Genomic DNA, 26324 nt, shown 5'->3' with positions numbered 1-26324 from the left:
TCTCCATGTCCCTTATTCCCTACGCCCTGCTCCGCCCCTTTCTGTTCAGCATGGATCCCGAAGCCGCCCACGACTTCACCATGAACGCTTTGGCCCGGGGCCAGAACACGCCGCTGCAATGTGCCTGGTCCAATGAACTGGTGAACGACCCCGTCACGCTGGCCGGCCTGCACTTTCCCAACCGCGTGGGCATGGCTGCCGGTCTGGACAAGAACGCCCGCGTGATCGACGGTCTAGCCGCCATGGGCTTTGGCTTTGTGGAGGTGGGCACCGTCACCCCCAAAGGCCAGCCGGGCAACCCCAAGCCCCGCATGTTCCGCATTCCCGAGGCCAAGGCTCTGGTCAACCGCCTTGGCTTTAACAACGACGGGCTGGACGCCTTTATCGCCAACGTCAAAAAGTCCACAGCTCGCCAGCAGGGCAAGCCCATGCTGCTGGGCCTGAACATCGGCAAGAACGCCGCCACGGCCATTGAAGACGCTACCCGCGACTATCTGACTTGCCTGGAAGGCGTCTACCCCCACGCCGACTATGTGACGGTGAACATCAGCTCGCCCAACACCAAGAATCTGCGCGCCCTGCAAAGCGATGAGGCGCTGGACGCGCTGCTCGCCGCCATTGCCGATCGCCGCGAGGAATTGGCCGCCCTGCAAGGCCGCCGCGTGCCGATTTTTGTGAAGATTGCGCCCGACCTGGACGATACCCAGGTGGATGTGATTGCCGCCACGCTGCGCCGCCACGGCATGGATGGCGTGATTGCCACCAACACCACCATCAGCCGCGAAGCCGTGAAAGGCATGGCCCATGCCGAGGAAACCGGCGGCCTCAGCGGCGCGCCCGCCTTTGAAGCCAGCAACCGCGTGATCCGCCTGCTGCGCGCAGCCCTGGGCAAGGACTTTCCCATCATCGGCGTGGGCGGCATCATGCGCGCCGAAGATGCGGTGGCCAAGATTCAGGCCGGGGCTGATGTGGTGCAGATCTATAGCGGCTTGATCTATGCCGGCCCTGAGCTCATCCTCCAATCCGCCCGCGCCCTGCGCGATATGCGATAGAAGTTTTTATAGGTGAATCGTTTTGGGGCGCCCAGACGGCGCTTCATGCTTTGTTGCTCACCCTTGCCGTATCTCGTACTGTCTGCGGGCGAGACGCCGCGCCTGAAGCGCCGTCTGGGCGTTGTGGAGAAAATCCGAGCGCCCTCCGGACTTCTGACGCCCGCTCCGGCCGCCCTCCAAGCCCGCTCTGGTTTTCAAGCGGGCTTTTGTTTTGATAGCTTCTTACGCAGTCCGCATAAGCCTTACAGCGCTTTTTGATTGAAAAATCAAGCTTCCTAGGCCGTGGTTTGCTGGGTCAGCGCATCGCTCTCCATCGCGCTCAACAAGGCATCGAGCAGACCCGGAAAACGCGCCTCCAAATCATCGCGGCGCAGGGACAGCAGATTCTCGCGGCCGGCGGGCCGCTGCCAGATCACGCCACTGCTGCGTAGCACGCGCCAGTGGTGGGTCATGGTGGACTTGCTCTGGTCACGCAGCAGCGAGCCGCAGCTGCGTTCCTCGCCCTCGGCCAGCTGCGCCAGCTGGCGCACGATGGCCAGGCGCAAGGGGTTGCCCAGGGCGGTGAGCAAGTTCTCCAGGCGAATCTGCGCGCGTTCAGGGTGGTTGGGAATCATGGCTCCGTTCGGTCCAGTGCCGGGGCTGTTGCAACAGCCCCGGACATGTAACAAGCAAAGCCGCGTAATGTGCCATAAGTTCTAACTCCCCCTGAGTCGCCTTTGGCGCCTTCCCCCTCTCTCGCTGCGCGGGAGGTGGACGGCAGCAGCGCTGCGGGGCGGCCGGCTTAGGCCCCTACGCGCTGCCCTGGTCTTGGTACGCGCCTGTTTTAAGGCCATGGACACAAGAACACTTCGCTCTGAATCACTGGGAGCTGCCAGCTTGTCGCAATCACTACACGCCAAGTCTTTATTGTGCGCCGGCAGGCAATACCCATGCTAACAGTACGAATGTCTTCGTACATTTAATATTTACTGCTTCCGATTCCGCGCCGGCGCTACAGGTGCAGCGCTTGTCATTTTTCCAGCGCAGAATCACTTTCGCGGCTACACCCAAGGAGGTCACCATGGCCCGCCACACTCCCATAGAACGCTATCGCAACATCGGCATCTCCGCGCACATCGACGCCGGCAAGACCACCACGACCGAGCGCATCCTGTTCTACACCGGGGTGAGCCACAAGCTGGGCGAGGTGCATGACGGTGCCGCCACCATGGACTGGATGGCCCAGGAGCAAGAGCGCGGCATCACCATCACCTCGGCGGCCACCACGGCTTTCTGGTCGGGCATGGAGCGCAACTTCCCGGCCCACCGCATCAACATCATCGACACCCCCGGCCACGTGGACTTCACCATCGAGGTGGAGCGCTCCATGCGCGTGCTCGACGGCGCCGTCATGGTTTATGACTCGGTCGGTGGCGTGCAGCCCCAGTCCGAAACCGTGTGGCGCCAGGCCAATAAGTACAAGGTGCCGCGCCTGGCCTTTGTCAACAAAATGGACCGCACCGGAGCGGACTTCTTCCGCGTGCGCCAGATGATGGTGGACCGGCTCAAGGCCCACCCCGTGCCCATCGTGATCCCCATCGGCGCCGAGGCAGGGTTTGCCGGCGTGGTCGATTTGGTCAAGATGCGGGCCATCTACTGGGACGACGCCAGCCAGGGCATGAAGTTCGAGTACCGCGAGATCCCGGCCGAGCTGCAGGCTTTGGCTGCCGAATGGCGCCTGAAAATGGTCGAGGCCGCGGCCGAGGCCAGTGAGGAGCTGACCGACCGCTACCTGAACGATGGTGATCTGCCCGAGGCCGACATCATTGCCGGCCTGCGCCTGCGCACCATTGCCACCGAGATCCAGCCCATGCTGTGCGGCTCGGCCTTCAAGAACAAGGGGGTGCAGCGCCTGCTGGACGCCGTGGTGGAGCTCATGCCCTCGCCGCTGGATGTGCCGCCCGTGCTGGGCCACAGCGAGGACAGTGACGACAGCGCCACCCTGGTGCGCCATGCCGACGACAGTGAAAAATTCGCCGCCCTGGCCTTCAAGCTGATGACCGACCCATTCGTGGGCCAGCTCACCTTTGTGCGCGTGTATTCGGGCGTGCTGTCCAAGGGTGATGTGGTCTACAACCCCATTCGCGGCAAGAAGGAGCGCATCGGCCGCATCGTGCAAATGCATGCCAACGAGCGCCTGGAAATCGACGAGATCCGCGCCGGCGATATTGCCGCCTGCGTGGGCCTGAAGGACGTGACCACGGGCGAGACGCTGTGCGACCCCAGCGCCCCCATCGTGCTGGAGAAGATGAGCTTTCCCGAGCCGGTGATTGCCCAGGCCATAGAGCCCAGGGCCAAGACCGACCAGGAAAGAATGGGCCTGGCCCTGTCGCGCCTGGCAGCGGAAGACCCCTCGCTGCGCGTGCGCAGCGACCCGGAGTCCGGCCAGACCATCATCGCCGGCATGGGTGAGCTGCACCTGGAAATCATCGTCGACCGCATGAAGCGCGAGTTCAATGTGGAGGCCAATGTGGGCAAGCCCCAGGTGGCCTACCGCGAGACCATACGCAAGCGTGTCAGCGATGTGGACGGCAAGTTTGTGCGCCAGTCCGGTGGCAAGGGCCAGTACGGTCATGTGGTGTTCACGCTGGAGCCGCTCGAGGCCGGCAAGGGCTTTGAGTTCGCCGACGAGATCAAGGGCGGCGTTGTGCCGCGCGAGTACATCCCGGCCGTGGAAAAAGGCGTGCTCGAGGCCATCACCTCCGGCGTGCTGGCGGGCTATCCGGTGGTGGATGTGCGCGTGCGCCTGACCTTTGGCTCCTACCACGACGTGGACTCGTCCGAGCAAGCCTTCAAGATGGCAGCCATCTTCGGCTTCAAGGACGGCATGAAGCAGGCCAGCCCGGTGCTCCTGGAGCCCATGATGGCGGTGGAGGTGGAAACGCCCGAAGACTATGCCGGCTCGGTGATGGGCGATCTGTCCTCACGCCGCGGCATGGTGCAAGGCATGGACGACATCGCCGGCGGCGGCAAGAGCATCAAGGCCGAGGTGCCACTGTCCGAGATGTTTGGCTATGCCACCCAGCTGCGCTCCATGAGCCAGGGCCGCGCTACCTACAGCATGGAGTTCAAGCGCTACAGCGAAGCGCCGAGCAATGTGGCCGATGCCGTGGTCAATGCGCGCAGTCGTTAGCCTTTAGTTCTGTACTCCACGCCGCCGCAGCCTGAGCCGCAGCGGTGTGGCCGGCCGCAGCGTGATGTGCAGCCTGGGCTGGGGCGGCTGGGCCCCGGGCAGAGGCTGCAATACAAAGCGCTGCAGCAGCATGGCGGCAATCACCACCATCTCCGTGCTGGCCAGATGCTGGCCCAGGCACACACGCGGCCCGGCACCAAATGGCATAAAGCTGCCGCGCTCCATGGGCGCTTCAAAGCGTTCGGGCCTGAAGGCATCGGGTTCGGGAAACCAGCGTGCATCGCGCTGCATCAGCCCCAGCGGCAACATGAACATGGTGCGCGCGGGAAAGCGCCAGGGCCCCAGCGCAATGGGCTGGGTGCTGCGCCGGCTCAGAAGCAAGGGGGCCGCGGGGTAGAGCCGCATGGTCTCTTGCAAACCCAGGTTGAGCTGGTGCAGGCCGGCCAGGTCCTGGGCCGTGGGCTGGCGGCCCTGCAACTGCTGCGCAACCTCCTGGGCCGCAGCCTGCTGCGCTTCGGGATGGGCCGCCATGCACCAGGCCCACCAGGTCAGCGTGCTGGCCACCGTTTCATGGCCGGCCAAAAACGCGGTCATGCATTCATCGCGCACGGCCTGCAGGCTCCAGGTCTGGGGCTGTTCGCGGTGCAATGCAAGCAAGCGGCCCAGCAAGTCCTCGGGCCCCTCCTTCATTTGTAGGCGCGCCTGGACCTGGCGGTCGATAAAGCCATGCAGCCAGGCCTTGGTCTCGCGCTTGGCCTTTTTCCAGGGCATGAAGTCGGGCCAGTGCCAGCGCCAGTAAAACTCGCGATCGGCCGCATGGCTCAACACACGCAGACTGTGCTGGGCCTGCGCCCCATGCTCGCCTATGGGCAGGGAAAAGACCAGACGCATGATGATGTCCATGGTCAAAGCGGTGATCGCCTCCTCGACGGGCCAGTCCTCGGCTTGGCTGGGCCAGGTATCCAGAGCGCTGGCTATCGTCATGGCCAACTCCGGCACCCGGGCCTGCATGGCCTTGGGGGCAAACAAGGGCACCAGGGCCTGGCGTTTGCTGCGCCAGGCTTCTCCCTCGCTGATCAGCACGCTGCGCCCGTGCAGCTGAGAAAGCACCCGAAGACCATGCTCCCAGCGGATCAGTGCCTGGTTCTGGCCCACGAGCAGCTCGCGCACCAGGGCCGGGTCCGTGATCATGACCTGGTGCTCGGGCCAGGTGCGCACATGAAAGACATCGCCATAACGCCGCTGCCATGCGGACAAGGTCCCCAACATATCGCCCGCCATCTGCCTGAGCAGACCCCAGCCCGCCAGCCCCGAGGGCGGGCCCGGCGGCCAGGGAGATGACGCGGCGTCGACGCGCGTAGCGGGCTGGCGTGCAGCAAAAGGACAGGTCTGGCCTGCGCTATCGGAAGGTGTGGTGCGGTGGTTCATGGCCCCATGCTGGTCTTGCCGCCGCTTCGGGTCTTGAACGAAAACGTCATCCGGGTTGTAGCGCGCCCGTACACAGAGGTCGCTCTACACTGGGTTCATGCACGCCGCCTCTCTTTCCTTGCCCACCTGCCCACCCGCGCAGGCCAGAGCACCCCGCTGGCAAGGGTGCGCGCCGCATGCGCAGCTGTATCTGCCACCACCCAGCTTGCAAGGCGGCTTGCAGGCCCTGGTGTGCAGAGACACCCGGGGGCTGGGACTCAGCGACGCGCAAAGGCTTTCGCATTTCCCCGCCACGCCCATGGTCTGCCTGTCCTGGACGCAGCAAGGCCGCAATGGCATGGTGGTGCAGACCGCCGACGGCCGCAGCCTGTGGCAGGAATATGAAAGCCCCGTCATGCTTTCGGGCAGCCAGACCCGGCCCACGGTGGGCTGGATGCCGGATGCAGGCTATGGCGGCATGGCCTGTTTTTCTCCCGATGCGGCGCAGCAGCTGTTCGGTCTGGATCTGCAGGCCACACAGGACTGCTTTGTGCCCGCAGCACAGGCACTGGGCCCCGCGTGGCAGCCCTTGTGCGAGGCCCTGCTCGCGGCGCAGGACGGCCGGACACTCATGGCCGTGCTGGAGCAGCATCTGGCGCCGCGCTGGCGCGAGGTTCGAAGTTGCGACGCAGAGGCACCGCCATCGCTGGCCGCATCGGGCCGACATTGGCTGATGCGCCTGGGGCTCAAGGCGCGCGCATGGCGCGCCCAGCTGGGACCACGCCAGGTGGAGCGGCGCATCAAGCTGTTCAGCGGGCGCTCGGTGCGCGAATGGCAGGCCATTGTGCGCACCGAAGCCTTGTTTGAGGAAGGTGTGCGCCGCCAGCAGCAAGGCCTGACCCTGGACTATGCCGACCTGGCGCTGCAAGGCGGCTTTTCCGACCAGGCGCATATGAGCCGGGCCGTGCACAGGATCACGGGATTTTCTCCCGCCGAGTTCGCACGCAGATACGAGCAGGACGAGTCGTTCTGGCCCTACCGGCTCTGGATATAGCGACATTCCCAAAAACAAAGCCCATGGCAAAACTGCCACGGGCTTTGTTTTTGATAGCTACAACTGCTTTCTACATCTGCCTGTAACGGCAAAAACAGCGAAAAGCTGAACGTTTTCAGCGGCGCAGCTTGGACAGCAGCGGCAACACGGCCATGCCCACACGCATCAGCTTGCGCGGCCCCACCCACAGGGCCACGCCCACCAGGCCCACGGAGGCCAGCGGGTGCAAGCGGGCAAAAGCCAGCGCGCGCTCCACAAAGGGGGCATCGGCAGGAATGGCCTGGGTCTGGGCTTGCAAAGTGCGTGCCTGCTGCTTGGCTGCCTTGCGAGCGGCCAGGCGATCGCGCTGCTGCGCAATGCGGCGCAGCACGGCCTGCTCCTGCACGGTGGCATGGGCCCAGCGCGCTTCTTTTTCCAACGCTGCCAGAGCGGAGCCTGGGGCCACAGACGAAGCGGCAGACTGGATAGGGGTTTCGCTCACAGCTTCTCCTTGAGGGATTGCCAATCGCGGGCCAGCTCGGCCCGGGTCTGCACAAAGGGCGCACGCATTTTGCGCAGCGCCGACAACAGCGCCCACAGCACACCCATCCAGGCGGCCACCCACACAGCGGCAATCACCCAGGCCACGGTGCTGCGGTCGGGGCTGTCCCAGAAATGGATCAGCACGGCCAACGACAGCAGGCCCAGTGCCACCACGGTCAGCCCGCCCAGTGCAATGGCCAGCACCAAAATGACCTGCATGCGGTTGCGCTGCAGCTTCCACTCCAGCTTGGCCAGATCCACCCGGTCTTCTGCGGCAGTGGCCACCTCAACGACAGCGGCCCGATAACGGGCCAGCAGTGCATCCAATCCCAGTGCGGATAACCAATTCACGGCTTGTGCTTCCTTTCTGGCCACCCCTTGAGCTGCTGCGCATCGCCCCCTTAAAGGGGAACGACAGCTTCGCTACGGGCGGCCCTTGCTCGCTGTCCCTGACTTGGGAAAGCGCCAGCCTCATGCCGTACGCGGAATGCGGCAACACGCAAGGCTGGCGGCTTGTGGGTAGCGGTGGCTTGGCCACCGCAGCGCTTTAACGACGGGCCAGCAAAAAGCCCACCAGCGCGCCCACGGCCAGGGCGGCACCGGCTACGCGCCAGGGTTCGTCATGGGCGTAGCGGTCGGCAGCGATGGCGGCCTCCTTGGCCTGGCGGGCTGCGTCCTGGGCTGCGCGCACGGCGGAGTCACGGGCATTGCTGATGCCGTCGTCCAGGCGCTGGCGCAGCACATGGATATCGGGCACAGCGTCCAGATCCTTGCTGGCCAGCAGACCGCGCAGGTCGCCCACCAGCTTCTCCAGGTCAGCCTGGGCGTTGGAAACGGTATCGGAGACAGAAAACGACATGGTTAGCACCTTTCTTGTGGAATGAAGCAGATTGCAGCGGCCAAGGCCGCCGAAATTCTCAAAAAGACCAGTCCATCTTAACGAATGCCAGCGGCTTGACCAGCGAGTGCAGACCAAGGCACAGGCACCCCCTCAAGCAATTCTCAAGCAACTGCAGCGGCCTCCACCGTCTGCACCACCTGCTCGGCCACGGCCAGGCAGCTGGTCAGGCCCGGCGACTCAATGCCGAACAGATTGACCAGGCCTGCAGCGCCATGGGTCTGCGGCCCCTGAATGCAGAAGTCGGCCGCCGCTTCGTGTGGGCCGGAGATCTTGGGGCGTATGCCCGCATAGCCGGCCACCAGGGAATCATCGGGCAACGCCGGCCAGTAGCGGCGCACTTCGGCATAAAAGCCGTCGCCCCGGCGCGGGTCCACCTGCAGCTGCTGCGGGTCGTCCACCCACTCCACGTCCGGGCCGAACTTGGCCTGGCCACCCAGGTCCAGCGTCAGGTGCACGCCCAGGCCTGCGGCCTCGGGGATGGGGTAGATCAGCTGCGAGAACGGCGCACGGCCGCTGAGTACAAAGTAGTTGCCCTTGGCGTAATGCGCCGTGGGGATATGCTTTGCCGCCAGCCCTTCAAAGCGCTGGGCCAGCACCGGCGCCCAGTAGCCAGCGGCATTCACCAGCAGCGGTGTCTGCAGCACCGTCCCGTCTCGCGTGGAAATCTGCCAGCTGCCATCGGCCTGCAGTGCGGCCTGATCCACCTCGGCGTGGCAGACCACCATGCCGCCGGCGTTTTCCAGATCGCCCTGCAGCGCCAGCATCAGCGCGTGGCTGTCCACAATGCCGGTGCTGGGCGAGTGCAGCGCGGCCTCGCATTCCAGTGCCGGCTCCATGGCCCTGGCCTCCGCGCGCGACAGTGGCACCAGATCGGTCACGCCATTGGCCATGGCCTTGTGGCGTATGGTTTCCAGCTGCGGCACCTGCTCGGCCGAGGTGGCCACGATCAGCTTGCCGCAACGCTTATAGGGCACGCCACGCGCATCGCAATAGGTATACAGCATCTGCTTGCCCTCCACGCACAGCCGCGCCTTGAGCGAGCCCTGGGGATAGTAGATGCCGGCGTGAATCACCTCGCTGTTGCGCGAGCTGGTGCCCGTGCCTATGGCCTCCGACTGCTCCAGCACCAACACTTCCCGCCCCGCAAGCGCCAGCGCCCTGGCCACGGCCAGCCCTACAACGCCGGCGCCTATGACCACGCATCCAACCCTGTCCACCATTGTTCGCTCCTCGTTTTATATCCAGCGCCGCCCACAGCAGCGTGGCAAACATTGTCCGGGGATTTTTGATGGCGCGTAGAAAAAAACACGATGCAGACCTGCCGCAGCATCAAAAAAGGCAGCCTGGGCTGCCTTTGTTTTTGCTGAAGGTCTCTGCGCCTTACTGGCGCACCACCAGCACCGGGATGCGGGCTGCGCTCAGCACGCGCTGGGCCACGCTGCCCAGCACCAGCTTTTCCAGACCACGGCGGCCGTGCGAGCCCATGACGATCAGGTCAGCGCCCACGGAGTCACCCACGCGCACAATGCCTTCGTGGATGGCATGGCCCTCGCCCACCATGGTTTTGACTTCCACGCCGGCTTCGGTCATCAGCTTCTTCACGGCTTCCAGCGCGGTATTGGCTTCGGCCGTGGCGGCGCTCAGGTACTGGGCCTGGCCATAGGCGAAATCTGCGCCCACGCCGGTGAAGGGATAGGGGTCCAGCACGTAGACCGCCGTCACTTCGCTGCCAAAGGCCTTGGCCAGACCGGCCGCCTTGGCCACCGACAGCATCGAGGTTTCGGAACCGTCTACGGGAACGAGAATGTGCTTGAACATGGAAGAAAACTCCTGGCTTTTCCTGTTGAGAAGAGGGGTGGGCTGCTGGCAGTGCCGTCAACAACCCTTGCTTATCAGTCTGCAGCGGCAGGCCGGATCGCCGCTTGACCTTGGTCAATCTTGCAGGGATTGCGGTGCATTGTCACCTTGAAATGCGCCACGGCGGCAGGTCACCACCAGGGTGTCGCGCACGCCACCATCCTGCAGCGGTTGTATGGGGGTCGATTCGTGGATCATGCGGGCGTCATCCAGCAGCATCAGCGACCAGGGCTCGGTCAGCGTGAAGCGCTGGCCTGCCGGGCCATTGGCCTCGAACACCCGCGTCTCGCCGCCCTTGATCTGCGCGCGGTTGACCAGGAACACGGCCACCAGATCCACACCGTCGCGGTGCGCGCCTTCGGGGGTGGGCCTTCCAATGCCGTTGGCGGTGTCGATGCGAAACTGGTGCGCCTCCACATAGCAGGGGCCGGGCACCGGCCCCGCCGGGTCAAACAGGGCACTGGACAACACCGCCAACTGCTCTACCAGTTGCTGCCACACCGGCAGGGCCACCGTGGCCTCCTGCATGGGGGCGAACAGGCGCTGCATGCCGCCGTGCAAGGCGTTGTACTCCACCGGCTGCCAGTGCGCACGGTGCGGCACTTGCTGCACCACGCCCTGCTCCACCACAAAGCAGGAGTGGCGGCGGTAGCGGTAGCGACCGCCATCGCGCAAAAAGGCATCGGCCGGCAGCCCGGGCCAGTCGGCATCCATCTGGTGCAGCTCGCCCAATGTGGTGCCCAGCCACAGCGCCACATCCGAAGGCTGGAGCACGGCAAAACCGTGGTCGCGGATCTGTGCCTCGACATGGGCGGGCGAGTGATAGGGAGGGGCGAAGCTCAGTTGGGACATGGTGCCCCGAGCTTAACGCCGCTGCAGCAGCTTCAGCAGCTGCCGCCGCCGCAGTGGCTGTGCTTTTTCGGCATGGCTCGCTGCGCAGTGGCCATGCACCAACAGCGCCGCAGCACGGCCCAGGCGGCCTCCTACAATGCGTTTTTTCCATCAGCATCCTTTGCGCCATGGCACATGAACCCCGTCTCTCCCACAGCCTGCGACAGCTGCTGCACCACCGCCGCACGGCGGCCCTGGGCAGCCTGGCCAGCACGGCTGCAGGGCCGGAGCCCTTTGTGTCCCTGGTGCCCTATGCCATCGATGCGCACAGCGGCCTGCTGGTGCTGCATCTGTCGGGCCTGGCGGCCCACACCCGGCAGTTGCAGGCCCAGCCTTTGGCCAGTCTGATGGTGGCCGCAGCCGAGCCCGAAGACGGCGCCGTGCATGCCCTGGAGCGCGTCAGCCTGCAGGTCCGTGCACACACCCCGGAGCGGGACAGCCCCGAGTGGCTGGCGGCCCGCACGGCCTATCTGGCACGCTTTGCCGATGTGGCTTTCATGATGGAGCTGGGCGACTTTCGCCTGGTGTGCCTGCAGCCCCTGTCCGCCCGCCATGTGGCCGGCTTTGGCGCGGCCCGCGATGTGGATGCAGAAGCGCTGCGGCAGCTGCTGCAGACCCCACCCGCCACCGCACCGTAACTGCCCTGCTCTTCAATGCAGAGCATGCTTTGCTTACGCTGACAGCCAGCCAGGCCTGAAACACTTCAAGCCAGGCTGTCGGGCTGTCGCGTGCAGCGCAGGGCTATGCGCCAGGCGCTGCGGTCTCCGACTCCTGCAGCAGCCGCCACATCACCTTGCCGCTGCCGCTCTTGGGCAGTGCATCCACCAGCTGCACCAGGCGCGGCACCTTGTAGACGGCCATGTGCTCGCGGCACCACTGGATGATGTCGGCCTCGCTGACCTGGCCCTTGAAGGACTGGCGCAGCACCACCACGGCCTTCACGGTCTCGCCCCGGTAGGCATCCTTGGCGGCGATGACGCAGGCCTCCTGGATGGCGGGGTGGCTGAACATCAGCGCCTCCACCTCGGCCGGCCAGACCTTGAAGCCGCTGGCGTTGATCATGCGTTTGAGGCGGTCGGTGAGGAAGAAAAAGCCTTCCTCATCCATGCGCCCCAGGTCGCCGGTGCGAAAGAACTTCTTGCCGCCGATGTCCACAAACGCGGCCTGCGTGGCCTGCGGGTTCTTCCAGTAGCCCTGGAACACCTGGGGGCCGTGCACCAGGATCTCACCGGACTCGCCCACGGGCATCTCCTCCAGCGTGTCGGGATTGGCCACAAAGGACTCCGTGCTCATGAACGGAATGCCCAGGCATTGCTGCTTGGGGTGATCGGAAGGATTGTTGTGCGTGGGCGCTGCGGTCTCGGTCAGGCCATAGCCCTCCTGGAAGGACAGGCCGAACTCATCTTTCAGCCGCTGGGCCACGGCCTGGGGCATGGCCGCACCGCCGCCGCCGATGTAGACCAGGCTGCTCAGGTCAAAGTTGCGGTAGTTGGGGCTGCCCATCAGGTCAATGACCATGGTGGGGATGTTCGTCCAGTGCGTGACGCGGTACTGCGAAATCAAGCGCCCGGCCACCTCGCGGTCCCAGCGCGGCAGCAGCACCATGCAAGCGCCCTGGTAGATGCAGGTGTGCATCATGGACACCATGCCCGTGATGTGGAACATGGGCACCACGGCCAGAGTCACCATTTCGCAGGTGCCGCTGCCCCAGGCCGCTCCCGCCACGGCGTTGTGCATGATGGAGCGGTGGGTATGCATACAGCCCTTGGGCAGGCCGGTGGTGCCGCTGGTGTAAGGCAGCACGCTCAAATCATCGCTGCCCACTTCCAGCGCGGGCGCTGCGGCCGTGGTGCTGGCCGCGTCCTTCCACTGGCTGACGCTGCCGCCTTCCAGCTGGGGCAGCGGGCGTTCGGGCTTGAGCCAGGCCTCCCAGGCCTCTGGCATGGCTTCGCAATCGGCACCGGCGGGCAGGTAGTCGTGCAACTGGCTGACCACCATGTGCGACAGGCGCTGGTCCGCGCCCAGGGCATTGCTGGCCTTGGCCAGCTCGGGGGCCAGATCGGCCGTGGTGATGGCCAGCTTCACGCCGGCATCGGTGATGTAGTGCGACAGCTCCTGGGCCAGGTTCATGGGGTTGACCGGCACCACCACGGCATTGGCCCGCAAAATGGCGAAATGCGCCATCACCAGCTGCGGCAGGTTTTGCATCAGCAAGATCACGCGGTCGCCCTTGCGCACGCCCTGGGCATGCAGGTGGGCGGCCAGGCGCTCGGTCGTGTCGGCCATTTCGCGGTAGTTGATACGGCGGCCCATGAACACCAGCCCGACCTTGTCCGGGTAACGGCGCGCGCTGGTGTCCAGGTTGTCCCACAGCGAGGTGACCGGCACGGTCAGGGCATGGGGCAGGCGGCGGGGCCAAAAAGCATGGTGTGGGCGCATGGCAGTGGTGGAGGTTGGGGTGGAGGAGGCAGAGAGTGAAGACATCCCCCTACGCTAGACCTCTGCCCTCTTCCGGGCATCCGTAGCGTCCCCTACACCGGGTCGCTTGTGCGACCCCGCAGGGCCGCGACACACCATGCCTGCCCGGAACTTCCAGGCAGGCATTCGCCCCAAAAATTCAGGAAAACAGGCCGAGAAGGCAATACCCCAAAGCCATGATCGCTCCATTTTCAGGAGCATCGCAGCTGGCCAGTACAACCCCTGACTCCGCTACAGCTGCCAGCTGCTGCCCTCTTCCGGCACCTGTACCTGGCCCCAGTTCGGCAGCGCCCGCAGCTGGCCTGCCAATGCCTGGGCCGCATGGGCTTCGCCATGCACCACAAAGGTCTGGGCTGGTGGGCGCTGGAATGCCCCTGCCCAGTCCAGCAGGGCTTTCTGGTCGGCGTGGGCCGAAAAACCGCCCAGGGTGTGCACCGAGGCGCGCACCTCGATGTCGTCTCCAAACAAGCGCAGGCGCTTTTCTCCATCCACCAGGCGGCGGCCCAGCGAGCCTGCGGCCTGGTAGCCGCAAATCAACACCGCGCAGTCTTGACGCTCCAGGTTGTTGTGCAGGTGGTGCAGCACGCGGCCGGCATCGCACATGCCACTGGCCGAGATGATGACGGCGCCAGCCTTGATGCGGTTCAGGCGTATGGACTCCTCCACATCGCTGATGAAGTGCAACTGGCGCCACTGGGCCAAGTGCTCGGGGCTGCCCATCAGCTGGCGGGTTTCGGCATCAAAGCTGGCGAAATGCCGCAGCGTGATGGCCGTGGCCGTCACCGCCATGGGCGAGTCCACAAAAATCTCCACCGGCGGCAAGCGGCCCTGGCGCGCCAGCTGGGCAAAGTGGTAGAGCAGCTCCTGGGTGCGGCCCACGGCAAAGGCAGGGATCACCACATTGCCGCGCGGCGCGGTGCGGCTGATCACCTCCACCAGCTCTTCCAGCGTGGCGCCGCTGTCCTTGTGCAGGCGATCGCCGTAGGTGGATTCGATCAGCAGCACATCGGCCTCATCAATGATGGCCGGGTCGCGCAGAATGGGCCGGCCGGGCTGGCCCAGGTCGCCGCTGGCCACCAGCTTGCGCGTGCGGCCCTCTTCGGTCAGCCAGGCTTCGACAATGGCCGAGCCCAGAATATGGCCGGCATCGCGCAGCTTGACCTGCACGGCCGGGTGCGGGGAAAACAGCTGCTCATAAGGCTTGGCCTCCACCAGGGACAGCGCCCGCGCCACGTCCTGCTGGGTGTACAGCGGCGCGACTTCGTCCTCCTCATGCTGGCCGTGGCCTGCATGCTTGCCGCCGTTCTGGCGCCCCTTGCGGGCACGGCGCCAGTGGCGTTCGGCCTCCATGCTCTGGATATGGGCGCTGTCCTTGAGCAGCACCTCCAGCAGATCGGCCGTGGCCGGTGTGCAGTAAATAGGCCCGCGAAAGCCCTGGGCTGCCAGCTTGGGCAGCAGGCCGCTGTGGTCTATGTGCGCATGGGTGAGCAACACAAAATCGATCTCGCGCGGGTCGAAGGCAAAGGCGCTCTGGTTGTGCGCCTGCGCCAGCTGCCCGCCCTGGGCCATGCCGCAATCGATCAGAAAACTGCCATCTCCTACTTCCACCCGGAAGCAAGAGCCCGTCACCGCTTGCGCGGCCCCATGAAACGTGATTTGCATCTGTGTTCAACCCGCTGGCTACGCCGGCAGCGCCTACCTGGGCTGCCCTGCATGCCGCAAACTGTAACAGCCGGACTGCCCCGGGGCTGTGCTACGGTTTGCTTCAAGTCAAGTTCACATGCGCTACCTGGCCCTCTTGTACTCAAGCGCTGCCCTGCGCGCCCAAGGCCTGGCGGAAGTGCGCAATCAGCGCCTTGACCTTTTGCGGCAGGTATTTGCGCTGGGGGTAGATGGCCAGCAAACGCAGCGGTGCGGGCTGCTTGTCCAGAGAAATGACGACCAGCTCCCCTGCCGCTATGGCCTGCTCGCAGGCCTGGCGGGCCAAAATGGCAAAGCCCGTGCCACGCCGCGCGGCCATGAATGCCAGGGCGCCGCTGTCCAGCCTCACCCGCGCCATCACCGGCTGCTGCCAGATGCGCCCCCTGCCCTGCACAAAGCGCCAGGGTGCGCCGCCCAGCACATCGACCGTGGTGATGCAGGGCAGTTGTTCCAGCTCCCTGACATGGGTGGGCGTGCCATAGCGCTGCAGCAAGGCCGGCGCGGCCACCACCACGCTCTCCAGCTCGGCCAGGGGCTGGGCCACCCAACTGGTGTCGGGCAGGTCACCGCGCCCCACCACCACAGCCAGGTCCATGTCCTCCAAGCCCCCTTCCACACCTGCAAGCGTGGTGATGCAGCGCAGCTCCAGCTCGGGGTTCTGGTGCACAAAGTCGGCCAGGGCCGGCCCCAGCAGATAGGGACCGGCTTCGCTGGGCAGGCTGATGCGCAAGCTGCCTTGCAGTGCAGCGCCGGCGGGTTTGAGTGTGTCCACAAAGCCCTCCACATCCAGCAGCAGCGGCGCAAAACGCTCGCACAAGGCCTGGCCCGCCTCGGTCAAGCGCAGGCTGCGGCCGCGCCGGTCCAGCAATTTGAGGCCCAGGCTCTGCTCCAGCGTGCTGACATGGCGGCTGACATTGGACGTGGGCAGTTCCAGCATCCGCCCGGCCGCAGCAAAGCTCTGTCGGGACGCCACGGCCACAAACACACGCAAGGCATTCAGATTCAGCCGCTCTTTTTTCTGACTCATTTTGATATTCAATCGTTATCAAAAACGACCTATTTTAGACAGCGCTTGGCACCTAGACTGCGGCACTTTCCGGCTACCAAGCACCTGCCATGCAAGATCGCAGTCCTTCTTCTTTTTCATCGGCCTCTGCACCAGAGTCACCCACCACGCCCTCCATGACCGGCAGCGCACGCAGCATTGCCTGGGTGGTGGCCGCCATCCAGTTCACCAATGCGCTGGAGTACATGGCCGTCAGCCCCTTGTTCCCCTGGATGGCGGGCGACCTGGGCGTTCCCGTGGGCTGGGCCGGCTATGCCGCCGGCGCCTACACCATCGCAGCCATCGTCTCCGGCCTGCTAGCCTATGGTCTGGCAGACCGCGTACAGCCCAAGCGGCTGCTGCTGGCGGCCCTGTCGGTGCTGAGCCTGACCACGCTGGCCACCTCCATGGCCGAAGGCTTTGGCAGTTTGCTGTTCTGGCGCACCGTGGCCGGGCTCACCGGTGGCATCACCATGGGCAGCGCCTCGGCCATTTTGCTGGTGCATGCCAGCGAAAAAGAACGGCCGGCCCTGCTGGCGCTCACGGTGGTGGCGTTTTCCGCCGTCAGCATTGCCGGCACGCCGCTGGTGTTGTGGCTGGCACAGGCTGCGGATTGGCGCTGGTCGTTTCGCCTGATCGGCGCTTGCTGTCTGCTGTGCCTGTGCACTGCGGCCTGGAAGCTGCCCGCTACACGCCCACCAGCCCGTGCGGCCTCGCTCGGGCAGATGCTGTCCGGCCTGCGCGGCGGCACGCTGCGCCACGCCGGGCTCAATGCCTTGTCGCAATTTCCGGCCCTGCTGGTGATTCCCATGCTGGCGCCCATCTTGATGGGTCTGACCGGTGGCAGCGCCCAATTGCCGCTGTGGTTTTTGTTGGGTGGCGTAGCCGGCTTGTTGGCCTCCAGGTTGGCGGGCAAGGCCGTCTCCCGCTTTGGCGGGCCGCGCGTGTTCCGCTGGGGGCTGGCGGCTCTGGCAGCCAATTTGCTGGCCTGCGCCAGCGGCGTGATGGGCCCGCTGGGCGCCATGGCCAGCGGGCTGTTCATGGTGTGCTTCATGGCCAGCACCTATACGGCCCTGGTCGCAGCGGCTGCCACCAGCGCGGCCCATCCCAGCCCTGAGCGACGCACCAGCTTTTCCATGCTGCAAACCAGCTTGATGCACCTGGGCTCCAGCCTGGCATTTTTCGGCACCGCATGGTTGATGGGACTGACTGCCATGCAAGCCAACGGCGCCCTCTGGCTGCTGGTGCTGGCGGCCCTGCTGGCCCTGGGCCTGGCCTTGTCCAGCCGGGCCTTGCTGCGGCCTACAGCGTCTGCGTAGCCACCTTGTGGCGCAGCTCCGTCTGGCGATTGTGATCATCCACAAACACCAGCTGGGGCTGGTGGTCTGCCACATCGCTTTCATGCACCTGGGCAAAGGCGGCAATGATGAGCAAATCCCCCACAGCGGCACGGCGCGCTGCCGAGCCATTCACCGAAATCATGCCGCTGCCGCGCTGGCCCTTGATGGCATAGGTGACAAAGCGCTCGCCGTTGTCGATGTTCCAGATATGAATCTGCTCGTTCTCGGCAATATTGGCGGCGTCCAGCAAATCCTCGTCGATGGCGCAGGAGCCTTCGTAGTGCAGCTCGCAGTGCGTGGTCTTGACGCGGTGAATCTTGGACTTCAAAAGTGTGCGGAACATGGGTGTCTCCTCTTGGGGTGGCGGTAATGCGCCGCGCATTGTGCATGGCGCACCACCAGCCCCCTCAAACCAAACACCCAGGCGGGCTGCGGCCATGTGACAGCGCAGGCCATGCAGAAGATTCAGACGGCACAGCAAGGCAGTGCCTGCCTCGCCACACCGCGGTCGTCAGCCTTGGCCCTTGAGCAGCACGGTATGCTGCCCCAGTGCCGGCGCAGCAAACGGTGTGGGTCCGGGGGTGCGGTGAAAATCCACAGGGCGGGTGAAACCACGGTAGCGGCCAACAACGGGGTGCGAGAACTCGGCAATCAGCCCTTCCGCCTGCACCTGGGGGTCATCGAACATATCTTCCACCGTGCGCGCTGCGGCACAGGGCACCTCCTCGCCGAAGATGCCCTCCCACTCCAGCGCCGTCTGCGCCTGCAAGGCGCTGCGCAATCGCTCCACCAGCAGCGCCTTGTGCTGGGCGCGCTTGCGCACCGTGTCGTATTGCGCGTCCCGCGCCAGGTCATGCATGCCCGTCTTCGCGCACAGTGCCGCCCAGAAATGCTGGGTGTTGGCGGAGATGTAGATAAAGCCCTCCCTGGTGGGATGGATGCCGGTAATGCCACCCGAGCGCATGTCCCGTCCCACTTCCCGAGGTTCGCCGCTCGCCCAGACCAGGCGGGCAGACTGCATGGTGAGTGCGGCGCCCAGCAGCGAAACCCCCACATGCTGGCCCAGCCCACTCTTCTCGCGCTCGTACAAGGCCGATGCCACGCCACTGGCCACCAGTGCCGAGGCGTAGTAGTCGACCACCGAGCCGTAAAGGATTTCGGGCGGCCCATCGGCCTTGCCCTGCATGGCGCACATGCCACTCAAAGTTTGTAGCACCTGGTCGTAGCCTGCCTTGTTCTTCAGCGGTCCTTTGCTGCCATAGCCCGTCACGCTGCAATACACCAAACGCGGGTTGATGGCGCTGAGCTGCGCGAAAGCAATCCCCAGGCGCTCCGGCACGCCGGGGCGAAAGTTGTGCACCAGCACATCCGCATCCCGCACCAGCTTCAAGAGCACCGCATGGTCCGGCGCCTGCTTCAAATCCAGCACCATGCCCCATTTGCTGCGATTGACCCCGAGAAAAGCCCGGCTCTCGGCCTCCAGCGTGGAAGGGTATTGGCGCAGGTTATCGCCAGCTGGGGGCTCGATCTTGATGACCTCCGCCCCCTGATCTGCCAGCAGCGAGCACCCGTAGGGGCCAGCGATGTAGGCACTCAGGTCCAGGACACGAATCCCACTCAACGGACCCTTGGGACCTTCACGTTCAATAAGGGCGAAACTCATCCGTCACTCACTCCATCAATCTGCAACGATATTGTTTGTCTTGGCCAATTGCTTCCAGCGCGCCACATCGCTGCTGATCACCTCGCCAAACTGGGCCGGCGCCATCGGTGTCACCAGTGCACCTTCACGCAGGAAGTGATCTTTCAGCGCGGGCTTGGCCAGCGCCTTGTTCACGGTGGCATTGAGCTGGTTGACGATGTCGGCAGGGGTTCCTGCCGGGGCCAGCAGGCCCCACCACAACTCAAATTCAAAGCCCGGCACGGCCGAGGCCATAGGCTTGAGGTCCGGTGCAATCGGACTGGGCTTCAAGCTGGTGATGCCCACCGCCTTGAGCTTTCCGTTGCGAATCATTGGCAGGATCGATGGTCCGCTGGACATCAGCATCTGCACCTGGTTGCCCACCACATCGGTCACCGCCAGGCCTTGGCCTTTGTAGGGGATGTGGGTGATGTCAAAGCCAGGCGCCATGGCGCGCAAATACTCCGTCGCAATGTGGTTGACGCTGCCGGTGCCAGAGGTGGCGTAATTGAACTTGCCGGGGTTGGCCTTCACAGCCTTGATCAGCTCTTCGGGCGTGCTGGCAGGGAATTCGTTGTTCACCGCCACCACCATCGGTCCCTTGGCCAGCATCGCAATGGGCGCCAGGCTCTTGACCGGGTCAAACGGCATCTTCGGTTGCACCGCCGCATTGGTCGTCATGCTGGAAGACACCGCCACGATGGTGTAGCCATCTGCCGGCGCCTTGGCCACGGAAGCCGTGCCCGTGTTGCCGCTGGCACCCGGACGGTTTTCCACAATGATGGCCTGCTTGAGCATCTCGCCCATTTCCTTGGCCACCAGGCGTGCAAACACGTCATTGGAGCCTCCGGGCGGGTAAGGCACGACCAGGGTGATGGCCTTGCTGGGATAAGGCGCACCACTGGCCAATGCGGGAAAAGCCATGCCGAAAGCCAGCATGCACGCTGAAGCGGCCACCGTGCGGCGAACCAGGGAAGTTGTCGGTTTCATCTATGTCTCCTGTCGTTATATGAATCAAAGCGGTCCATCGCACAGCGCGCAGTGCATCGCCTTGTGCACCTACGCCGCCCGCGATGGCGAGGGCGGAATCAAGCCCTGCTCCCGGGCGCGCGCCACGATGGCTTGCGCACGCAGCACAAAAGGCTTGTCGATCATCTTTCCGTCCACCACATAGGCACCCACTGCGCTGTGCTGTGCTTCGTGCGAAGCCGCCACCACCTTGAGCGCCTCTTCAATTTCTGCGGCAGTCGGCTGAAAGACGGCATTGGCCAAGGCGACCTGGCTGGGATGGATGCAGGTCTTGCCCTGAAATCCCAACCTGTGGGCCAGTTGCGCCTCGGCACGAAAGCCTTCGGTGTCGCTGATGTTGGAAAACGCGCCGTCGTAGGCCAGCACATGGGCCTCTGCCGCTGCCATGCGCACGGCAAAAAGCACTTGCTCAATGGCCGCACGCTCCCGCCGGTGAATGCCGTAAGGCTCGAAAAGATCGCCCAGCCCCACCTGCAGGCCCACCACGCTGGGGTGCGCGCCTGCCAGCTCCGCCGCAGTGCGCAATGCTTTCGGGGTTTCAATGTTGAGCAGCAAACCAGGCGCCGCATCCAGCCCATTGGCTTGCGCTGCGACAGCGATTTGCTCGGCTGCGTCTCTGACATGCTGCGCACTTTCAGGCTTGGGCAAGTTGATGAGTTGCACACCCTGCTGCACGACGGCGGCCACGTCCGCTGCGAAATGCGGGGTGTCCATGGCGTTGACCCGCACGATGATGGTCTTGTCATGGGCACGCGCCGCATCGCTTTGCAAAAAGGCGCTCAGCAAGGCCCGCGCCTCTGCCTTGCGCGGCTCCGCCACGGCATCCTCCAGGTCATAGGACAGGCTGTCCGCATCGCTGCGCAAGGCCTTGGGAAACAGCTCAGGCCGGGAGCCTGGAACAAACAATTTGCTTCTCATGCAGCGATTGTCTGAAGGGATCCCCCTGAAATAAAGCGCTGTACCATGCGTTCAGAAGATAGAAAAACTTTCTTTTTACGCACCCTCTGATGGAAACCAGCTACCTGAACAGCTTTCTTCTGGTCGCAGAGACCGGCTCCATGGCGGAGGCCGCACGCCGCATGCACCTCACGGCGGCCGCCGTGGCACAGCAGATGCGCAATCTGGAAAAAGAATTTGGCACCCCGCTGCTGACGCGCGCAGGGCGCACCGTGGTGCCCACTCCGGCGGGCCACCGGCTCAAGGACAGCGTCCCCGCGCTGCTGCGTGAACTCTCGAACACCCACACCCTGGTCAATCAGGATGCCAACACGGGCGAGCTGGTCATTGGCACGATCAATACGGCCCTGCACAGCCTGCTACCCGACATCCTCGCCAAGTTCGTCGTGGCATGCCCGGACGTCAAGGTCTATCTGCGCTCGGCCACCACCCACCAGTTGTATGAGGAGATGCAAACCGGCGATATCGATGCTGCGGTCTGCCTCTACCCCAACTTTCCGCTGGCCAAGACTTGCGACTGGTCGCAGCTGCGGGAGGAAAAGCTGATCTTGCTGGCCCCCAAAAGCATGGCCAGGCGAGACCCGCACCAATTGCTGCGCACCCAGCCCCTGGTGCGTTATGACCGCACTCTGGGTGGCGGCAAGATGGTGGAGCGTTATCTGCAGGACATTGGCGTCGCCCCCCAGGAGCGCTTCGAGCTGAGCTCGCTCGCGGCCATTGCCATGATGGTCGACCGCGGGCTGGGCGTGGCCCTGGTGCCCGACACCGCATTGAACCTGCCGGATGGGCAAGACGTGGTGCGCATTCCACTGCCCGATGCCATCCAGACCCGTAGGTTTGGCGTCATGTGGCTGCGCTCTTCCGCAAGGCTGGCCCTCATCCACAAGCTGGTCGAGAGCGCGCGGCACGTGCTGGCCGAGCGCCAGCGCCAGGCACGCTGAAGCAGCAAGGCCAGCGCGGCATCAGTGCTGCAGCTGCTGCCAGACCTTGTCTAGGCGCTTGCTGCTGACCGGATACGGCGTGCGCAGCTCCTGGGCGAAAAAGCTCACGCGCAGCTCCTCCAGCATCCAGCGGTATTCCTGCATGCGGGCATCGACCTGGCCCTTGCGCTCGGCCACCAGGCGCCAGTAGCGCTGCTCCAGCGGCTGCAGCTCCTTGAGCTTGAGGGCGTCGCGCGCGGGGTCGGCGCGGTATTTGTCCAGGCGTGTGGTGATGGCCTTCAGGTAGCGCGCGTAATGGCCTAGCTGCGTCCAAGGCGCCACGGCGATAAAGTTCTTGGGCATCAGCTTGTTCAGCTGCTCGCCAGCGTCCTTGGTGGCATCAGGCGCATTCTTGGTGTCCTTGATCTTGCGCGCGGCAGCCGCGTACTCCACCAGAATCACACCGGCCATGCGCGCCACCTCGTTGGCGATCAGGGTCAGGCGCCCGCGCCCGTCCTGCACACGCTGCTTGAAGTCGTTGGCATTGGCTGGCAAAGGCTCCTGCAAAAAGGCACGGTCTATGGCCACGTCGATGATCTGGGCGCGCAGCTCCTCCTGCGTGCCCAGCGGCATATAGGCCACGGCCATCTTCTGCAGATCGGGGATGTTTTTTTCCAGGTATTTCAGCGCGTCGCGGATTTGCAGCGCAAACAGGCGGCGCAGGCCCACGCGGTGCTTGGCCGCGGCCATCTCGGGCTCGTCAAACACGGCGATGCCCACGCAGTCGCCGTGATCGATCAGCGCCGGGAAGCCCAGCAAAGTCTGGTTGCCCTGGCGGATTTCCATCAGCTCGGGCAGCTCGCCAAAACTCCATTCCTTGTAGCGGGCGTCATGCGGCTGGGCTGCTGCGGCTTGTTTGGGTTGTCCGGCCTTGCCTGCAACTGCTTCTGTTTTTGCAGCAGCCTGTGCTTTCTGGGCGCCGGTTTGCGCTTCATCTATGGCCACATCAGGCTGCACAGATGCTACGGCTGCTACCTTTAAGGAAGCAAGCTCCTGGAAGGCGCCGCGCGCCTGACTGCCCAGTTTGGACTTGAGCGCGCCCAGGTTGCGGCCCTGGTCCAGCTGGCGACCATGCTCGTCCGTGATGCGGAAGTTCATGAACAGATGCGGGCTGAGCATGTCCAGCTTGAAGTCGGCGCGCTTCACATCCAGCGAGGTTTCGTCGCGCACCTGTTTCAGCAAGGCATCGATCAGGCCGCTGCCCTGCTGGGCCCAGCGCTCGGGCTGGGTGAACAGCGCGGCCAGGCGGGCCGCGCTTTCGGGCAGTGGCACAAAGCGGCTGCGCGGGCGCTGTGGCAGGCTTTTGAGCAGGGCCTGGATCTTGTCCTTGAGCATGCCCGGCACCAGCCACTCGGCACGCTCCTCGCTGACCTGATTGAGCACAAACAGCGGCACGGTAACGGTGACGCCGTCGCGTGCATCGCCGGGGCTGTGCAGATAGCTGGCCGTGCAGTCCACACCGCCGAGCTTGAGCAACTTGGGGAAGTTGTCGGTGGTGATGCCGGCGGCCTCGTGGCGCATCAGCTCGTCCTTGGACAGGCGCAGCAGCTCGGGCTTGTCCTTGCTGTGCAGGCGGAACCACTGGTCAAAGGTAGCGCCGCTGTACACATCGCGCGGCAGTTGCTGGTCGTAGAAGGCGAAGATCAGCTCGTCGTCTACCAGCACGTCCTGACGGCGGCTTTTGTGCTCCAGCTCTTCGACCTTGCGCATCAGCTTGAGGTTGGCGGGCAGGAAATGCCATTTGGTTTCCCACTCGCCCTCCACCAGGGCCTGGCGGATAAAGGTGTTGCGCGCCGCATGCGGGTCCACGCGGCCATAGCTCACGCGCCGGCCGTTGTAGACCACCAGGCCATACAGCGTGGCCCGCTCCAGCGCCACCACATCGGCCTGTTTTTTGCTCCAGTGCGGGTCCAGCAGTTGCTTTTTCAAGAGATGGGCGCCCACCTCTTCCAGCCACTGCGGCTCGATGGCGGCAATGCCACGGCCGTACAGGCGCGAGGTCTCGACCTGCTCTGCCGCCACAATCCAGCGGCCCGGTTTTTTGCTCAGGTGCGCGCCGGGGTGGGGGTGGAACTTGATGCCATGGGCGCCCAGATAGGCTTCGCTTTCCTCGCCCTTGTAGCCGATATTGCCCAGCAGACCGGAGAGCATGGACAGGTGCATGGCCTCATAGCCTGCGGCCTCGCTGTTGATCTGCCATTTCTGCTCCTTGACCACGGTGAGCAGCTGGGAGTGAATATCACGCCACTCGCGCACGCGGCGGATGTTGATGAAGTTCTGGCGCAGCAACTGCTCCCACTGCCGGTTGCTGACCTTGTGCGTGGCGGCCTCTTGCTGCGGCTCGGCAGGGTTGAACAGCGCCAGGCGCTCCTCCACCGTACCTTCCACCTGGGCGCCGCTGGCACGCTGGCTCACCGGCAAGAACGCCTGGCTGCGGGTGCTGGGCTTGGCCGCCGGCTTGCTTTGCGCGGCCATCTCGGCCCGGCTCTTGGCCACCACCTTGCCGCCGCGCGCGTCCGACAGCCATTTCCACAGCCGCAGATAGCCGCTGAATTCGCTTTTCTCGTCGTCAAACTTGGCATGCGCCTGGTCGGCCTGCTGCTGGGCCTCCATGGGCCGGTCACGCACATCCTGCACCGACAGCGCCGAGGCAATGATCAACACCTCGGCCAGCGCGCCACGGCTTTTCGCTTCGACGATCATGCGGCCCACGCGCGGGTCCAGCGGCAGGCGCGACAGCTCCTTGCCCATGGCCAGCAGCTCGCCACGCTCGTCCACCGCCCCCAGTTCGGCCAGCAGCTGGTAGCCGTCGGCAATGGCGCGGCCCGAGGGCGCTTCCAGAAAGGGGAAATGCACCACATCGCCCAGGCCCAGGGACTTCATGCGCAAAATCACGCCGGCCAGCGAGCTGCGCAGAATTTCGGGGTCGGTAAAGCGGTCGCGGCCGTTGAAGTCGGCCTCGTCATACAGGCGTATGCAAATGCCGTTGGCCACGCGGCCACAGCGGCCGGCGCGCTGGTTGGCAGCGGCCTGGGAGATGGGCTCCACCAGCAACTGCTCCACCTTGCTACGGAAAGAATAGCGCTTGACACGCGCCGTGCCTGCATCGATCACGTAGCGAATGCCAGGCACCGTGAGCGAGGTTTCGGCCACGTTGGTGGCCAGCACAATGCGGCGGCCGGTATGGCCGTCAAAAATGCGGTCCTGCTCGGCCTGGGACAGGCGCGAGAACAGCGGCAACACCTCGGCGCTGCGCAATGTGGGCGAGTTCTGCAAATGCTTGCGCACATGGTCTGCGGCCTCGCGGATCTCGCGCTCGCCGGGCAGAAAGATCAGGATGTCGCCACCTCTGCCGCCCTGCCACAGCTCGTCCACGCCATCGGCAATGGCGTCGTTCAAGTCCTTGTCTTTTTCGCCCTCTAAGGGGCGGTAGCGCATCTCCACCGGGTAGGTGCGGCCCGAGACCATGATCACGGGCGCAGGCCCGTCCTTGGATTCGAAATGCTTGGCAAAACGCTCGGCATCGATGGTGGCCGAGGTCACCACCACCTTCAGATCGGGGCGCTTGGGCAGGAGCTGCTTGAGATAGCCCAGCAAGAAATCGATGTTCAGGCTGCGCTCGTGGGCCTCATCGATGATCAGGGTGTCGTAGGCCTTGAGCAGCGGATCGGTCTGGGTCTCGGCCAGCAAGATGCCATCCGTCATCAGCTTGACCGAGGCGTTTTTTTGCAGCGTGTCCTGAAAGCGCACCCTGTAGCCCACCACCTCGCCCAGGGGCGTGTTCAGCTCCTCGGCAATGCGCTTGGCCACGGAAGACGCGGCAATCCGGCGCGGCTGGGTGTGGCCGATCAAATGGCCGCGCACCTGGCCTTTTTCATCGGGCACCGCATTGATCTTGCCCCTGCCCAGCGCCAGCGCGATCTTGGGCAGCTGCGTGGTCTTGCCCGAGCCGGTTTCGCCACAGACGATGATGACCTGGTGGCGGTCCATGGCCTCCATGATCTCGTCACGGCGGCTGGATACGGGAAGCGACTCGGGGAAGGTGATCTTCAAAGACATAAGGGGCTGGATTATCGGGGCTAGGAGACGGTTGACGTTGGGCATGCACAACAAGCACCCGCATACGGATTGCCATTTGCGAACACGACTTCATAATCCCCAGCTTCGCTTCACCGCGCGGCAACTAGCGACCTTGCCGCGTCTTCACCCAGGAGCTTCCCCCATGTTTGACCTTCACCCCCTCACCCACTGAACACG

Annotated in this window: 22 protein-coding genes; 6 read left to right on the top strand and 16 right to left on the bottom strand. The window is 64.5% G+C overall.

The features are described 5' to 3' along the window. Positions 1–5: 5 nt before the first annotated feature. Complete coding sequence (locus ACA027_RS09360) at positions 6–1052, top strand: quinone-dependent dihydroorotate dehydrogenase (protein ID WP_370682102.1); 1047 nt, start codon at positions 6–8, stop codon at positions 1050–1052. A 275-nt stretch (positions 1053–1327) separates the two neighbouring features. Here the strand turns inward: ACA027_RS09360 and ACA027_RS09355 are convergent, their stop codons facing one another. After that, positions 1328–1666: an ArsR/SmtB family transcription factor gene (locus tag ACA027_RS09355; protein ID WP_370682101.1), complete on the bottom strand. Its 339-nt coding sequence runs from the start codon at positions 1664–1666 to the stop codon at positions 1328–1330. 446 nt (positions 1667–2112) lie between these two features. On the opposite strand from ACA027_RS09355, the gene fusA reads away from it, so the two are divergent. Further along, the gene (gene fusA, locus ACA027_RS09350; RefSeq protein ID WP_370682100.1) at positions 2113–4224 is read left to right on the top strand and encodes an elongation factor G; all 2112 of its coding nucleotides are present in this window, start codon (positions 2113–2115) and stop codon (positions 4222–4224) included. A 3-nt stretch (positions 4225–4227) separates the two neighbouring features. Here the strand turns inward: fusA and ACA027_RS09345 are convergent, their stop codons facing one another. Further along, positions 4228–5505 (bottom strand): cytochrome P450, encoded by a 1278-nt coding sequence (locus tag ACA027_RS09345; protein ID WP_370682550.1) that lies wholly within the window; start codon positions 5503–5505, stop codon positions 4228–4230. 244 nt (positions 5506–5749) lie between these two features. On the opposite strand from ACA027_RS09345, the gene ACA027_RS09340 reads away from it, so the two are divergent. After that, complete coding sequence (locus ACA027_RS09340) at positions 5750–6685, top strand: helix-turn-helix domain-containing protein (RefSeq protein ID WP_370682099.1); 936 nt, start codon at positions 5750–5752, stop codon at positions 6683–6685. A 115-nt stretch (positions 6686–6800) separates the two neighbouring features. Here the strand turns inward: ACA027_RS09340 and ACA027_RS09335 are convergent, their stop codons facing one another. The 6 genes from ACA027_RS09335 to ACA027_RS09310 all read right to left on the bottom strand — a co-directional run bounded on the left by ACA027_RS09335 (position 6801) and on the right by ACA027_RS09310 (position 10817). After that, complete coding sequence (locus tag ACA027_RS09335) at positions 6801–7166, bottom strand: hypothetical protein (protein ID WP_370682098.1); 366 nt, start codon at positions 7164–7166, stop codon at positions 6801–6803. Continuing rightward, the gene (locus ACA027_RS09330) at positions 7163–7558 is read right to left on the bottom strand and encodes a phage holin family protein (RefSeq protein ID WP_370682097.1); all 396 of its coding nucleotides are present in this window, start codon (positions 7556–7558) and stop codon (positions 7163–7165) included. The genes ACA027_RS09335 and ACA027_RS09330 overlap by 4 nt, the downstream gene beginning before the upstream one ends. Positions 7559–7754: 196 nt before the next feature. Further along, on the bottom strand, positions 7755–8066 hold the full coding sequence (locus ACA027_RS09325; protein WP_370682096.1) for a DUF883 family protein: 312 nt from the start codon (positions 8064–8066) through the stop codon (positions 7755–7757). A gap of 143 nt (positions 8067–8209) precedes the next feature. After that, complete coding sequence (locus tag ACA027_RS09320; protein WP_370682095.1) at positions 8210–9328, bottom strand: NAD(P)/FAD-dependent oxidoreductase; 1119 nt, start codon at positions 9326–9328, stop codon at positions 8210–8212. Positions 9329–9488: 160 nt separating this feature from the next. Further along, positions 9489–9926, bottom strand: a complete 438-nt coding sequence (locus ACA027_RS09315; protein WP_370682094.1) for a universal stress protein — start codon at positions 9924–9926, stop codon at positions 9489–9491. 114 nt (positions 9927–10040) lie between these two features. After that, complete coding sequence (locus ACA027_RS09310; protein ID WP_370682092.1) at positions 10041–10817, bottom strand: 2OG-Fe dioxygenase family protein; 777 nt, start codon at positions 10815–10817, stop codon at positions 10041–10043. A 167-nt stretch (positions 10818–10984) separates the two neighbouring features. On the opposite strand from ACA027_RS09310, the gene ACA027_RS09305 reads away from it, so the two are divergent. Beyond that, on the top strand, positions 10985–11494 hold the full coding sequence (locus ACA027_RS09305; protein WP_370682091.1) for a HugZ family protein: 510 nt from the start codon (positions 10985–10987) through the stop codon (positions 11492–11494). A gap of 103 nt (positions 11495–11597) precedes the next feature. On the opposite strand, the gene ACA027_RS09300 is transcribed toward ACA027_RS09305, so the two are convergent. From ACA027_RS09300 to ACA027_RS09290, 3 genes are all read right to left on the bottom strand, one after another. After that, positions 11598–13295: a long-chain fatty acid--CoA ligase gene (locus tag ACA027_RS09300; protein WP_370682090.1), complete on the bottom strand. Its 1698-nt coding sequence runs from the start codon at positions 13293–13295 to the stop codon at positions 11598–11600. 270 nt (positions 13296–13565) lie between these two features. Beyond that, positions 13566–14996, bottom strand: a complete 1431-nt coding sequence (locus ACA027_RS09295) for an MBL fold metallo-hydrolase RNA specificity domain-containing protein (protein ID WP_370682089.1) — start codon at positions 14994–14996, stop codon at positions 13566–13568. A 142-nt stretch (positions 14997–15138) separates the two neighbouring features. Next, positions 15139–16062: a LysR family transcriptional regulator gene (locus ACA027_RS09290; RefSeq protein WP_370682088.1), complete on the bottom strand. Its 924-nt coding sequence runs from the start codon at positions 16060–16062 to the stop codon at positions 15139–15141. A gap of 89 nt (positions 16063–16151) precedes the next feature. Here ACA027_RS09290 and ACA027_RS09285 point away from each other — a divergent pair, with 89 nt between their 5' ends. After that, positions 16152–17399, top strand: a complete 1248-nt coding sequence (locus ACA027_RS09285) for an MFS transporter (protein ID WP_370682087.1) — start codon at positions 16152–16154, stop codon at positions 17397–17399. Here the strand turns inward: ACA027_RS09285 and panD are convergent. From panD to ACA027_RS09265, 4 genes are all read right to left on the bottom strand, one after another. Next, complete coding sequence (gene panD / locus ACA027_RS09280; RefSeq protein ID WP_370682086.1) at positions 17383–17763, bottom strand: aspartate 1-decarboxylase; 381 nt, start codon at positions 17761–17763, stop codon at positions 17383–17385. The genes ACA027_RS09285 and panD overlap by 17 nt on opposite strands. 168 nt (positions 17764–17931) lie before the next feature. Beyond that, complete coding sequence (locus tag ACA027_RS09275; RefSeq protein WP_370682085.1) at positions 17932–19083, bottom strand: CoA transferase; 1152 nt, start codon at positions 19081–19083, stop codon at positions 17932–17934. A 15-nt stretch (positions 19084–19098) separates the two neighbouring features. Beyond that, on the bottom strand, positions 19099–20091 hold the full coding sequence (locus ACA027_RS09270) for a tripartite tricarboxylate transporter substrate binding protein (protein WP_370682084.1): 993 nt from the start codon (positions 20089–20091) through the stop codon (positions 19099–19101). A gap of 69 nt (positions 20092–20160) precedes the next feature. Then, on the bottom strand, positions 20161–21048 hold the full coding sequence (locus tag ACA027_RS09265) for a CoA ester lyase (RefSeq protein ID WP_370682083.1): 888 nt from the start codon (positions 21046–21048) through the stop codon (positions 20161–20163). An 89-nt stretch (positions 21049–21137) separates the two neighbouring features. Here ACA027_RS09265 and ACA027_RS09260 point away from each other — a divergent pair, with 89 nt between their 5' ends. Continuing rightward, complete coding sequence (locus tag ACA027_RS09260; protein WP_370682082.1) at positions 21138–22028, top strand: LysR family transcriptional regulator; 891 nt, start codon at positions 21138–21140, stop codon at positions 22026–22028. Positions 22029–22049: 21 nt separating this feature from the next. On the opposite strand, the gene hrpA is transcribed toward ACA027_RS09260, so the two are convergent. After that, positions 22050–26126: an ATP-dependent RNA helicase HrpA gene (gene hrpA / locus ACA027_RS09255; RefSeq protein WP_370682081.1), complete on the bottom strand. Its 4077-nt coding sequence runs from the start codon at positions 26124–26126 to the stop codon at positions 22050–22052. Positions 26127–26324 lie beyond the last annotated feature (198 nt).

This window comes from Comamonas sp. GB3 AK4-5 (genome assembly GCF_041320665.1).
In the GTDB taxonomy this organism is placed as follows: Bacteria; Pseudomonadota; Gammaproteobacteria; order Burkholderiales; family Burkholderiaceae_C; genus Comamonas.
The sequence above is the reverse complement of the archived record's forward strand: the minus strand, read 5'-3'. Positions and strand labels throughout refer to the sequence as shown.